An 11,762-nucleotide genomic window follows, 5' to 3' on the forward strand; every position below is an offset into this window, starting at 1 on the left:
GGGTGGTCGACTATTTTAACTCAATACTACTGGATAACTGTAAGACCGACACACTCCTAGCCGTAATCCATAACGCCACATCAACATTATGATCAACAAAGCGGAAAAACCCCATAGCCTTGCGGCTGAATTGAAAAAATGGACTGATCAGATTTTCGTGATGACAGTCCGATCACAAAATGCAGCCGTTTACGCAAGATTTAAGTACGAGAAAAAATTGGAAATATTGAATGCCAAGCGGTCTGCCGTTGCTGAAAAAATTCAACAACAGCAGGCATATTAATTTATCTATCGGCACATATCTGGAAAGCGCTTAATTCAAATCGTCAGCGTGTTGAGCCACACATGCCAACTCATTTTGTGGAAATATGTTATGAACGTTGTTAAGCCTTACTGTTCGCTCATTTTTTATTGTGGTTTTAGAAGGTAATTAAAATTTCCACGATAATTTTGGGTATCAGAAATTTTCAATCATGTAACCCTACGACAATTGGCTACTTATTGTATGAGCTGATTAGTTCGGTAAGGTTTGGAGCGTGTTTTTGTAGTATGCCTATTTATCTGGCTTGTATTTGATCCATATCAAATTCAGATTAACAAAGGGTGCAAGAATTAACTCGCCGTTAAAAGGCTAAAATTCCTGTTTCAGTCAATGCTGATTCAAGGGTCGAATACTGCAACCATAAAGGTAAACTCAAATGAAAAATTTATTAGCCACTTTACTTATCGTCACTTTGCCTGCTGTTGCTACAGCCAAAGAAAAAGTGATGCAAAATACCAATCCGTCCGCTAATCCAATACCTGAGCATGTCATGCAAAACAACAATCCATCGCCTGCGTCTGTTGCTGAACCTGTTGTTACAGATCCTGAGCATGTTATGCGTAACACCAATCCATCACCCGATCTAAAACCTGAGCATGTGATGAGAAATAGCAATATTAACTCTTCAAAGTAAGGTAATAGCTGTGCCCCGTGGATATTATAAATATCACAGGATGTTATAAATATCACAGGATGTTATAAATATCACAGGATGTTATTGATATCTTCGGGCTTTCACGTATATTTAGCTCAACCCTTTTTTAGGATTATTTAATTTTTGGAGAGAAGCAATGCCCCGTAAAACTTTATTACTGTTGTGTTTGCTGTCCTCAAACGTTTTTGCCGCACCACGCATGAGCCACCACGGTGAATTCATCACCAAATGCCATAACCCGCTTTTTTTCAATGAAATACCCGCCAAAGAAGCCACAGTAACTTCCTTGCAGGATTTTAGCGTGACCGCCTCTGACAACACAGACATAGAGACTATCAAATTCAGTGTCAATAACCAATTATTTATCCCTACGCTGGAGCGTTTGCGCAGCAACCGTATTTTAATCACAGGGCATCTTGGTGAAGTTATCAGCACATCCGGCACTGTGTTACTAAAAATTTGGTCGGAAAGTAATGATGGCTGCAATGGCCTGCATGCCTGGCGTGTTTATATAAAATAATCGGACTTATTGTAGGAATTTAACCGAAGCTATGACAGCTATCAATATAAAATGGCGCACGAAAATAAGTAAAATAGCTATGAAAGAGTCAGTTAAGGAACGTGCATGAAATAACTTGAACAACTTAAACGCCACCACCGTTCGTGCTGAGCCTGTCGAAGCATGAACTTGCTTAAGTTATTTCGTGCGCGTTCCTAAGTTAAAGTAGTCTTATGTTTTGCACATGTTTCAATGCCAATAAAATTTCACCTGACCTATCATGCCTAAAGCACCAAGTACAATAGCAGCGACACCCTACGAAAGCGTGATAATCATTATCAGTCTACTGGGTATTATTGGCTTTCTAATTTTGAAATACACGCTGGGGCTGGATCACAATATTTATACGCTGTCATTAAGCAGTCAATTGACATCCGCTATTGCCCCTGTTTATCAAGGGCACATCAATTACAGTACTACGATTGCCCAGCTTCCCTTATTGGCTGTATTGCTATTAGGCGGCTTGCCTTTGGTATACCATTTATTCATAAAGCTGATACAAGGTGATCTCGGTGCTGATTTTTTGGCTGGTATCGCTATCATCACCTCGGTAGTGCTGAATGAATATCTGGCTGGAAGTCTGGTGGTGCTTATGCTGTCAGGTGGTGCAGTGCTGGAATCTTACGCAGTCCGCAAAGCTTCATCGGTACTGGAGGCACTGGCCAAGCGTATGCCATCCGTAGCGCATCGACAATCGGGTGATAGCTTGATTGATATCGACATCCAACAGGTTCGGATTGGCGATATTTTATTGGTGCTGCCGCATGAAATCTGCCCCGTGGATGGCACAGTGACAGCAGGTAACGGCACAATGGACGAATCTTACCTGACCGGCGAGCCTTATTTGATGCCGAAAACCACAGGTTCACAGGTGCTATCTGGCGCGGTAAACGGCAATACCGCATTAACCATACAGGCTGATAAACTGGCGATTGATTCACGCTACGCCAAAATCATGGAGGTGATGCATGCCTCCGAACAACACCGCCCCAAATTGCGGCGACTAGGTGACCAGATCGGAGCCTTGTACACGCCATTGACTTTGATAATAGCTATTATCGCCTGGACTAGCAGTGGTGATGTTATCCGCTTTCTGGCCGTCTTGGTGATTGCAACCCCCTGTCCTCTACTTATCGGTATCCCGATTACCGTGATCGGCTCCATATCCTTGGCCGCCAAGCGGGAGATTATTATTAAAAATCCAGCCATTCTGGAAACCATCGGCCAATGCCGTACCGCTATCTTCGACAAGACGGGTACCCTAACTTATGGTCGACCCTCATTAACGGCTATCATCACTAAAAATTATGATGAACACGAGTTGTTACAATGGGTTGCCAGCCTTGAACGCTATTCTAAACATCCGTTATCCAGTGCCATCATAACAGCGGCTGAGTTGACCAAGCTGTCTTTGTTGCCGGTTACCCAAATGACAGAATCGCCTGGCGATGGTCTACAGGGCAATGTGGACGGTAAGCAACTACAGGTGACCAGCCGCAAACTTTTTACGGCGCAATACCCAGATAGTAGCCAAGTGTTACCACCTGTTTCGAATGGTCTGGAATGTATTGTGCTGGTTGATGGCCGGTACGCGGGCACTTTGAAATTTCGGGATGCTATCCGATCTGATAGCTCATCCTTTATTAACCATTTGCGACCTAATCATGCGCTTGATCGTATTATGGTGGTATCTGGCGACAAAGAATCGGAAGTACGCTATTTGGCGGAACAGGTCGGTATTGAACATATTTACTTCAGCCAAAGCCCTGAACAAAAACTGGCGTTAGTCCGCGAGGAAACGATAGCTGCAAAAACCGTTTACGTGGGTGATGGCATTAACGATGCGCCTGCATTAACTGCCGCCACCATCGGCATTGCCTTTGGTCAAAACAGCGACATTACTGGCGAATCCGCCGATGCGGTGATTATGGACAGTTCCTTACAAAAAGTGGATGAGCTATTTCATATCGGAGTACGTATGCGCAAGATTGCCTTGCAAAGTGCTATCGGGGGTATCGTGTTAAGCGTGGTCGGTATGGTGGCTGCGGCATTAGGATATTTAACACCGGTCGCTGGGGCGTTAGTGCAGGAAATCATTGACATGTTGGCCATATTAAACGCCTTAAGAGCGGCATTTCCGCCTAAAAATCTATCGGATTATTAAGTTATTTCTCACCGTTCGTCCATTGTGGTAGCCGCTTCCACAGATTGCAACTGAGCTATCTGGTAACAACAGCAGGGAAACCCACCAACCTACATCAGGTAGGGACACAGCTGTGTCCTAAAAAATGGGATAAGGGGAAATGTCAGCATCGATTAATTTATGCACCAACGCCTTTTCATTGTCTACTTTGTCGTTCAAGCGCCAGATTTAGCTGTTTTTCAGCTGCCTTAAAATTTGGGTTACTTTTTAACAGGTCTGTAAATACTGTAATGGCTTGCTCGTAATGATGTTGATCCATTAGGCTAATCCCAGACTCATAACGTTTCCAAAGTGCCGTTTCTGTTGCCAAGGGTTGACCCGATACAGTGCTGTTTGCCAATTTTGCGGCCATATGTTGAGCAATAATCTGTAGGTTATTAACAACGTCCGACGGTGCTGTGATGGTGTTTTCACTAAATTTTACTAAAGAAGTTTCTACATCAACCACCCGCACATCAATCCTAACCTTACCCGCCATTGCCACATAGCTGCCGAATGCCATGTGGTTGGCACCGGCAATACGGCCTAGTTTTAGCCTCGATTCTTCGGATGCCAGTTCACTGCTACCAAGGTGTTGCTCTTCCAGGGCTTGTCGCAAATTCACCCGTTCTACCAAGTGGATACTCGGGTTTTGTGCTAGATTAGCCAGCAGCATTTCTGACGAGGCTTTGCTGAGATAATCTAAATCACCACCGGCCATGGAATTGTTATCAAAATCCCAAACGGCAAGGCTTAACATTTTTGCAGTTTCATGCGTGTTATGGGCTATTTGAGGCGACTGGCTGGCACAGCCTAATAAATAGCACAACAACAGCAACAAGCCAGATTGCAAAAACTTTCTATACACATAAGACCTAAGAGCAACCATACACATAACCTATTGGGCTTGGATAATTTTTTGGTTTTTTTCTAATGATCCAGTCGAACCTATCGGTTTTGCATAAGACATCAAATCCTCCACTTTAGAGATTTCCAACTGCCCTACTTTGGTTTGCCGATAGCCTAAAATTTTTCCATTCAGTTCAATAGGTTGTTCATTTTCACCCAATACATTAAATTTCATGCCTTGACTGATGTTATGCTTTTTGCCTAGATTAATGACAATATTGTCGCCTTCAGCTAAGGCAATACGGCCTTTCATTGGATATTTGTCTTTAATGGTGGAGGCAATAGATTGGCTGAATTTGTTAGCAAGGCTGATTGGATCGGGACTACCGGTTTGTTTTTCTGATAAGGGTAAAACAATGTCGGTGGTTTCCGTATCGACAAGGCGTAAATTCACAGTATTTTCATCAGCACTGACTGCTTGCAGGCTGCCGGTTGCAATCAACCGGGCGGCAATAATTTTACCTAATTTTAATGCTGCATCAGGGTCTGCCAAGTTTGAGGCACCTAAGTTTAGTTCAGACATTACTTTGTCCAGTATTGCCCGGTCAACGACCTTAATATTTGCAGCTTGTAGCTGGGTGGTCAACTCGTTTTGTAAAGCTGTACCCAGGCCAGCCCGTTCTGCAAGGTCATCACCGCTGTTAGCAAAACCCAATATGGATACGGCTATGGCGGGTGTCGTCCAGTCATCAATGGGTTTTTCCTGGCTTTGTTTTTTATAACGCTCAACCAATTCTTTAACTAATTGGTTAATATAACGCTGCTTTTCCAAATCTTGCTTTTGGGCGATGGCGGCTTGTGCTTGCCGTAACAAGGCATTACCTAAATGGTCATTGGGGTACTGCTGCTTTAATTGTGAGAAGGCCTTCACGGCCTGTTCAGGTTGTCCCAAATCCTGTAAGGTAACACCCATATTGGTTAGGGCATCCCGGTCATTGGGTTCTTCGGCTAAGGCTTGTTTGAAGGCCGCTAAAGCCTTTTGGGGTTCTTTGCGTTTGCGGTACAGATTGCCTTTTAATGTATGGACAGCTGCTTTTTGCCAGCGGAAATCACTTTTACCTTTTTCTGCATGGCTTAATTCCACTTCGGCCTCTTTTTTCTTGCCTTGTTTATAAAGGATTTTGGCCTTAATAGCCCGTGCCATTGCCCGTTTAGGCGCTTTTTTAACCACCCTATCAATTCGTAGGCTGGCTTCGACAATTTTTCCGCGCCGAAACTGCGTTTCTGCCAGGCCTTCCTCACCTTTAATAGCCACCTCAGGATTGGCACTTTTTGCCATTTTCTGGAACGTGCTTTCTGCATTGGGTAATTTACCGGCCAACAACTGGCCATAGGCTTCATTGGCTTGGGCAATACCCTCATCAGCACAGCAGGTATTAAGATAACTCAATGATAAACTACTGGCCAATAACAACGGGATCAGTTTTTTGTGGTTGTGAGGATAGGTTAAGGCTGTAGGGTTTGAATGATATTTATTAAAAGCTAGACATGTCGTTATCATGATAGATTACCAAAGCTGCATAGCGAAAATACAAATTGAATTGGATCATGTAAACCGTATAGATGAACTTTATATGTTGACCCTAGGTTTTTGTAAGTTACGATTTATAATAAACCTAAAACTATTCTGCGTCTGTAGAAATTATTAAATTTTCAAGGCAATGTTATTATGAAATTAACCCCCTTGTTTTATTTTTATATTATTGTTATGGGCATACCTTGTTATGCTGCTACACAAAACACGACCAGCAATATGCCTATAGTCTGCATAGAAGGTATATTACCTGATGGTGAAAGCAATATAGGCATGGGTTTTATGGTTGCCCCTGGCATCGTTGCCACTGTACAACACCAAATTAAAGACGCTAAAAAGATTAAGGTGCATCTGGGCAACAGTAATGAAAATGCTGAAATAATCCGACAGGAAGATGGTTTGGCATTACTTCGGATTGCTGTTCAATCAACCCCTGAATTAGCTCTCGACAACATCTTACCCCGTAAAGGCACCAAGGTGTTTACCTACCATTGCCAGCCCGATAAAAATCATATACCCACGCCTGTAAAATCTGAAATAGGTACCATCACAGATCCGCAAAGACGTGGCGATAACGCTAATTCATTCATTGAGGCGGAGTTGGCTATTCAAAAAGGCAATAGTGGCGCGCCATTGCTGGGTGAAGACCATCACGTAGTGGGTGTTATTAATGGTTATGACGGCCTTAAAAATAATCTAAGTGTCTCAGTACCTGCCACTGTGCTCATCCAATTAATGGCAAAAGAAAAAACCATACAGTTTAAGGAGTTGCTGCTGGTACAAGGTGAAAAGTATTATAAGCAAAAAGATTTTTACCATGCGCAAAAACGCTTTGAGCTGGCTATTGCCTTACAAGCGGATTATTACGATGCCTATACTTACTTGGCCAATACTTTTTTTGCCCTTGGCAATTATGCGGCTGCCAGAGACACATTACACCAAGCCATCGCTATTGATATCCAAAATCCAAATGCCTATTCATTTTTGGCGGCAGTATCCAATAAGTTATCAGATGCCGTTTCTGAACGTAATGCCTTACAGCGTTATTTGGAACTGGAAAATGATCCTACAACTGTTCAAAACGCTCAAAAGATGTTGCAAACGATCGAAAATAATCTCTCCCAAAAAAACAGGGCTACCACGGTGCTGCCATAAGGCCAGCCATTTTCTGGAATATACTTCACGCAGTCAATGATGCGGATTTTGGTAGTCCCTACAAATCCTTTAATATCCCAAAGACAATGGCTGACCCGCAACTGATTAATGCTATGATTGTAATCTGTTTTTACAAATAGCGGACATTGCCGAAACAAAGCGTCCAGCACCTCACGGATGAAAATCACCTAATAATTTGTTTTTTAATATAAAATTATATTTTTCTTGACGTATACTTTTTAAGTAGGCTTGTTATGCAAATCTGCTATCCGCTATGGTAGCATCATTTTAATTTTACAATCCTAATAGCTATAACCACTATAAAAAAAGAAGTAAAAAACTCATGCCGAAATGTAATTCCTGTGGATGGATAGGTTACTATTTATCATTGTTTCTATTTGAACTCATCGGTATTCAAGCAACTTACGCTGAAACATTACTACCCCCCGTAACCGTTTGGTCGGCCCGTAGGCCCTTAGAAACCGAAATCAATAACCCGCAACAACTGGATGAAGAAGAAATCGTAGCCGGACATGAACGCGCGATATCGGATGTCTTGACAGGATTGCCAGGGGTAACAACAACACGGATAGGCGGATACGGGCAACTGAGTGGTATTTTTCTTCGCGGTGCAGGAGGCCAAGGGCTTGTCACCTTTGACGATATTCCGCTGCTGGTTGCCGTGCCCGGTTTGCAAAACTTTGACTCTTTCCCTACGGAAGCCTTTAAATCCGCAGTGGTTCAGCGCGGTCCCGATTCCTCGCGGCATTCATTCCAGGCTTTGGGCGGCACCATCCGCCTGTATACACAAGACAGAGAGGAAACCGGCGGTAAGCTTTCTGTTGAAGGTGGAACTTTCGGTACATTAAGGGAAAACCTTGTCGGAGGCTGGGCAGGAAAATTGGGTAGGTTGACGTTTACCGCCAGCCGCGTGGATGCATTTGACGGTTCCCATTATGCCAATGCATCCGAAAACCCTGAGCGCGAACCTTTTCGTTCCACCCTGGGTATGATGAGGTTTTCAACCGACATCACACCTGATGTCAATTGGCAGGGTTCCTTGCTGTATAGGAACTCGTGGATCGGAACTGACAAATTCATGCTTGACCAAAAGAATTTTAAGTTAGCCGATGTTGACAGTTTTGGCCGCTCCGAAAGTTGGATAGCGCAAAATAGCCTTAATGTGCGACTGTCCAAGGATTGGTCCAGCCATCTACAGCTTGGTTATACCCAATTGCAAAACCGGGTCAATGAGCCTACGCCAACCCCGCTGGTCTATGGGTTGAGCAACCGCATGTATTTGGCGAATTGGCGTAACCAGCATACGTTGGTAAACAACCCAGATGAAAAAACCCGCTGGCAGATCAACTGGGGCGGCCAAGGGCGGCATGAATCAGTCACCCGGAGGGAAGATGGCTTTGCAGATGAACGCACGATGGCTTCCGGATTTTTGGAAACCGAAGCCCGCTATCATGATTTGAGCGGCCAGGCCGGATTTCGGTTTGAACATTATGACCAGTTTGGCGACCATACCTTGCTGAAAGCGGCGGCGGCTTATGAAATAACGTCTGAGCTGACTTTGCGTGCTTCCGGCGGTACCGGCTTTAGGATTCCGGCCTATACCGAACGGCTATTCCGTTTCTTGGGCAACCCAACCTTAAAACCGGAGCGTTCCGCAAGTGGCGAGGTGGGTTTGGAGTGGTTTCCCCTACAAAATATGAGTGTGACAGTAAATGGTTACTATAACCGTTATGATAATCTGATTACCCAGGCTTACGCGCCCATCAGGTTTCCGGCTAGCCCCGCCAGTTTCTTTGGCCCAACAACGGTCAACGTCGCCGATGCCAGTGTCGCCGGTGTGGAAGTGAATACGCGATACACAGGGACAAATGGCCTGGATGCCGGATTCAGTTATACTTTCAGCGATAACAGGGATTTGCAGACCGACCTCCAGCTTCCGTTGCGACCTTCGCATATTGCTAGAATATGGGGTCAGCAAAGGTTCACCCAACTGCCCATCACGTTGTGGGCAGAGGCCATCATCCGAAGCTCAGCCTGGAACGATCCGGCCAATACGCAGCCTATCAACCAGTCTATCCAGTTAAATGCCTCAATTCGCTACACCCTCAACAAGCAGTTTGAGGTCTATCTGCGCGGCGAAAACCTGACCAATACGCGTACGCCCCAGTTTTACAGCACGAATATGCCGGGGGCGATGGTGTTTGGTGGTTTTCAGTTAAGCTTTTAAGGTCGGCATGCATATTTTGTTCATAGACGGCCATACCCTGTTTCGGGAAGCGTCTTGGATGAATTAGGATCAAACAATGTCAGGTTTGATGCCGCCAATAGCGAAGAAGCCGCCCAGCTTTGATGGGAGAGATCACTTCGAAAACAGATACTTTCGTTGATGAATACACAACAATAACAAAACAGAGGATTCTAGCAAAATGTCTACACAAACCCTGCTGCGGGCCATAGTAATCTGTTATTGGGTAATACTGGGCATGCTGGTTTTGGCACCGTCACAGCCTTATGTCGCCGCCAAACATTTACTGCCCCGGCCTTGGGAAGTTGTGGTCTTTTTAAGCTTTGGCCCTGCCTTTTGGCTAAACACCCGCAACATTGCCGTCCAAAAACTACACTGGAAACCGATAGTATTGCTGGCCGTCCAAGCTGTCGCAGCATACGCGATTGATATGAAATTGATCCACGTTGTTGCCACCCAAGTTCCTTTTGTATTGCCTGCCCGTGCCGCCCTTATTTGGATAGTGCTGGAATATATACCCATTACCGCCTGGATTTATTGGGTGGTTACAACCGGAGGCTCTGGCGTACATTATGTCAATTCGCCGATATTACCGCAGCCATTAAACCTATTGTTAAGCTATTTGTCTTTATACGCTTTCCATTTGTTTTCATATTTCCAGGGGCGGCTTGCTGTGGCTGAAGCACGCGGTCGGCGTGAGGCTGAACGCCTGAATACCGAACTGCTGGCCACCCAAGACCTGCTCGCCCAAACAAGCCGATTGGCTGAACGGGCGTATGTCGCCCGTGAATTGCATGACATGTTGGGGCATCATTTGGTGGCGTTAAAAGTCAATCTGGAACTGGCCCAGCATTTGGTGACGGAAAGTGCCGCCAAACCACCGCTCGCAGACTCCTTGGCACTGACCAATGACTTATTGGCCGATGTACGCAATGTAGTCAGTAAAGTGCGTAGCCAGCCCAAGATGGAATTGGGACAGGCGGTTAATACCTTGTTGAAAAATATCACTGAAGTTTCAGTGGAGCTTAGTTTACCGCAGGATGTCCACGTCTCTGACCCTTCCCATGTCCACGTCCTGTTCCGCTGTGTGCAGGAGGCCATTACCAACACGTTAAAACATGCCAGGGCACGTCACTTATGGATAGAATTCAGCAGCGACCACCATGCGATTAACCTGGTGATCCGTGATGATGGCAAAGGTGTGGCCACTCTGGTACCAGGGCATGGCCTGAACGGTATGCGCGAGCGCTTGGCATCGGTTGGTGGCAGCCTGGCTATTAATCCCGCGTCAGGGCAAGGTTTCATACTGACGGCATGTATCCCAAGACTTGTGGGGCTACAAGCATGATCCGTGTTGTCGTGGTGGATGACCATATCTTAATGCGTAATGGTATCCGTGGATTTTTGGCGCTGACCGATGATATTTGCGTGGTGGGGGAAGCCGGTGATGGTGAGGCGGCCATCCATGTCATCACTGAAACCCAACCGGATTTGGTGTTGTTAGACGTGCAACTGCCCAAATTGTCCGGCATACAAGTCATCGAATTTTTAAGGGGGCTGGGCAAGTTACCCCTGACGATTTTGTTGACCACCTTCGATGATGACGAAGCCTTACTGCAAGGCATCAGGGCGGGTGCCAGGGGATTTTTGCTCAAAGATGTGTCATTGGAACGTTTGGTCGGGGCTATCCGGCACGTTATGAATGGCGACAGTTATTTTCGCCCCACCCTGACGGAGCAGGCGATAGGGGGTATAAAACACCCCCCTAAAGATTGCCGAAGCCAGGCTTTACTCAATACCTTATCACGCCGCGAACTGGAAGTGTTGGCGCTGATGGCCGGAGGCTTCAGCAATCTTGAAATTGCCGGTGCACTTGGCACTAGCGAAGGCACAGTCAAAAACCATGTTTCCAATATCCTCTCCAAGCTGGGTGTGCGTGATCGGGTGCAGGCGGTCATTAAAGGTTTGGAGGTGGGTTTGCTCTCGTCTTAAAAATAACCGTTTGAAGTCTATTCACGTCAAGTACATGAGATTGGGCGGACGGGAAGCCCATCATCACGAAACTTAGCTTAGTCCTGTTGTTGGGCTTCGTTTTACTCAGCCCTCCCTACAACATAGCCTTAGGAACGCGCACGAAATAACTTGAGCAAGTTCATGCTTCGACAGGCTCAGCACGAACG

At 45.5% G+C, this 11,762-nt stretch carries 10 protein-coding genes; 8 read left to right on the forward strand and 2 right to left on the reverse strand.

The window, feature by feature from the left end:
* Positions 1 to 88 precede the first annotated feature (88 nt).
* The 4 genes from CRENPOLYSF2_RS02495 (at position 89) to CRENPOLYSF2_RS02510 (ending at position 3,700) form a co-directional block, all read left to right on the forward strand.
* Positions 89 to 283, forward strand: a complete 195-nt coding sequence (locus CRENPOLYSF2_RS02495; protein WP_087142389.1) for a hypothetical protein — start codon at positions 89 to 91, stop codon at positions 281 to 283.
* A 415-nt stretch (positions 284 to 698) separates the two neighbouring features.
* On the forward strand, positions 699 to 956 hold the full coding sequence (locus CRENPOLYSF2_RS02500; RefSeq protein ID WP_087142390.1) for a hypothetical protein: 258 nt from the start codon (positions 699 to 701) through the stop codon (positions 954 to 956).
* 157 nt (positions 957 to 1,113) lie between these two features.
* Positions 1,114 to 1,497: a hypothetical protein gene (locus CRENPOLYSF2_RS02505; protein WP_087142391.1), complete on the forward strand. Its 384-nt coding sequence runs from the start codon at positions 1,114 to 1,116 to the stop codon at positions 1,495 to 1,497.
* Positions 1,498 to 1,756: 259 nt separating this feature from the next.
* Positions 1,757 to 3,700 carry a heavy metal translocating P-type ATPase gene (locus tag CRENPOLYSF2_RS02510; RefSeq protein WP_087142392.1) on the forward strand — a complete coding sequence of 648 codons (1,944 nt, stop codon included), beginning with the start codon at positions 1,757 to 1,759 and terminating at the stop codon, positions 3,698 to 3,700.
* Between the two features lie 175 nt (positions 3,701 to 3,875).
* On the opposite strand, the gene CRENPOLYSF2_RS02515 is transcribed toward CRENPOLYSF2_RS02510, so the two are convergent.
* Both CRENPOLYSF2_RS02515 and CRENPOLYSF2_RS02520 read right to left on the reverse strand, forming a co-directional pair.
* On the reverse strand, positions 3,876 to 4,607 hold the full coding sequence (locus CRENPOLYSF2_RS02515; protein ID WP_176371007.1) for a CsgG/HfaB family protein: 732 nt from the start codon (positions 4,605 to 4,607) through the stop codon (positions 3,876 to 3,878).
* Between the two features lie 9 nt (positions 4,608 to 4,616).
* Positions 4,617 to 6,128: a FlgO family outer membrane protein gene (locus CRENPOLYSF2_RS02520; protein WP_087142394.1), complete on the reverse strand. Its 1,512-nt coding sequence runs from the start codon at positions 6,126 to 6,128 to the stop codon at positions 4,617 to 4,619.
* Positions 6,129 to 6,296: 168 nt separating this feature from the next.
* Here CRENPOLYSF2_RS02520 and CRENPOLYSF2_RS02525 point away from each other — a divergent pair, with 168 nt between their 5' ends.
* The 4 genes from CRENPOLYSF2_RS02525 (at position 6,297) to CRENPOLYSF2_RS02540 (ending at position 11,574) form a co-directional block, all read left to right on the forward strand.
* The gene (locus CRENPOLYSF2_RS02525; RefSeq protein ID WP_087142395.1) at positions 6,297 to 7,316 is read left to right on the forward strand and encodes a S1 family peptidase; all 1,020 of its coding nucleotides are present in this window, start codon (positions 6,297 to 6,299) and stop codon (positions 7,314 to 7,316) included.
* A gap of 343 nt (positions 7,317 to 7,659) precedes the next feature.
* Positions 7,660 to 9,564 carry a TonB-dependent receptor plug domain-containing protein gene (locus CRENPOLYSF2_RS02530; RefSeq protein ID WP_087142396.1) on the forward strand — a complete coding sequence of 635 codons (1,905 nt, stop codon included), beginning with the start codon at positions 7,660 to 7,662 and terminating at the stop codon, positions 9,562 to 9,564.
* A 199-nt stretch (positions 9,565 to 9,763) separates the two neighbouring features.
* Positions 9,764 to 10,930 (forward strand): sensor histidine kinase, encoded by a 1,167-nt coding sequence (locus CRENPOLYSF2_RS02535; RefSeq protein WP_087142397.1) that lies wholly within the window; start codon positions 9,764 to 9,766, stop codon positions 10,928 to 10,930.
* Complete coding sequence (locus tag CRENPOLYSF2_RS02540; RefSeq protein WP_087142398.1) at positions 10,927 to 11,574, forward strand: response regulator; 648 nt, start codon at positions 10,927 to 10,929, stop codon at positions 11,572 to 11,574. Before CRENPOLYSF2_RS02535 ends, CRENPOLYSF2_RS02540 begins: the two co-directional genes overlap by 4 nt.
* Positions 11,575 to 11,762: the final 188 nt, after the last annotated feature.

The organism is Crenothrix polyspora, from assembly GCF_900163755.1.
In the GTDB taxonomy this organism is placed as follows: Bacteria; Pseudomonadota; Gammaproteobacteria; order Methylococcales; family Methylomonadaceae; genus Crenothrix; species Crenothrix polyspora.

Excerpts from the sequence above, each read along its gene's own strand:
- CRENPOLYSF2_RS02495 (WP_087142389.1), top strand. The coding sequence starts at position 89 with ATGATCAACAAAGCGGAAAAACCCCATAGCCTTGCGGCTGAATTGAAA.
- CRENPOLYSF2_RS02500 (WP_087142390.1), top strand. The coding sequence starts at position 699 with ATGAAAAATTTATTAGCCACTTTACTTATCGTCACTTTGCCTGCTGTT.
- CRENPOLYSF2_RS02505 (WP_087142391.1), top strand. The coding sequence starts at position 1,114 with ATGCCCCGTAAAACTTTATTACTGTTGTGTTTGCTGTCCTCAAACGTT.
- CRENPOLYSF2_RS02510 (WP_087142392.1), top strand. The coding sequence starts at position 1,757 with ATGCCTAAAGCACCAAGTACAATAGCAGCGACACCCTACGAAAGCGTG.
- CRENPOLYSF2_RS02515 (WP_176371007.1), bottom strand. The coding sequence starts at position 4,607 with ATGGTTGCTCTTAGGTCTTATGTGTATAGAAAGTTTTTGCAATCTGGC.
- CRENPOLYSF2_RS02520 (WP_087142394.1), bottom strand. The coding sequence starts at position 6,128 with ATGATAACGACATGTCTAGCTTTTAATAAATATCATTCAAACCCTACA.
- CRENPOLYSF2_RS02525 (WP_087142395.1), top strand. The coding sequence starts at position 6,297 with ATGAAATTAACCCCCTTGTTTTATTTTTATATTATTGTTATGGGCATA.
- CRENPOLYSF2_RS02530 (WP_087142396.1), top strand. The coding sequence starts at position 7,660 with ATGCCGAAATGTAATTCCTGTGGATGGATAGGTTACTATTTATCATTG.
- CRENPOLYSF2_RS02535 (WP_087142397.1), top strand. The coding sequence starts at position 9,764 with ATGTCTACACAAACCCTGCTGCGGGCCATAGTAATCTGTTATTGGGTA.
- CRENPOLYSF2_RS02540 (WP_087142398.1), top strand. The coding sequence starts at position 10,927 with ATGATCCGTGTTGTCGTGGTGGATGACCATATCTTAATGCGTAATGGT.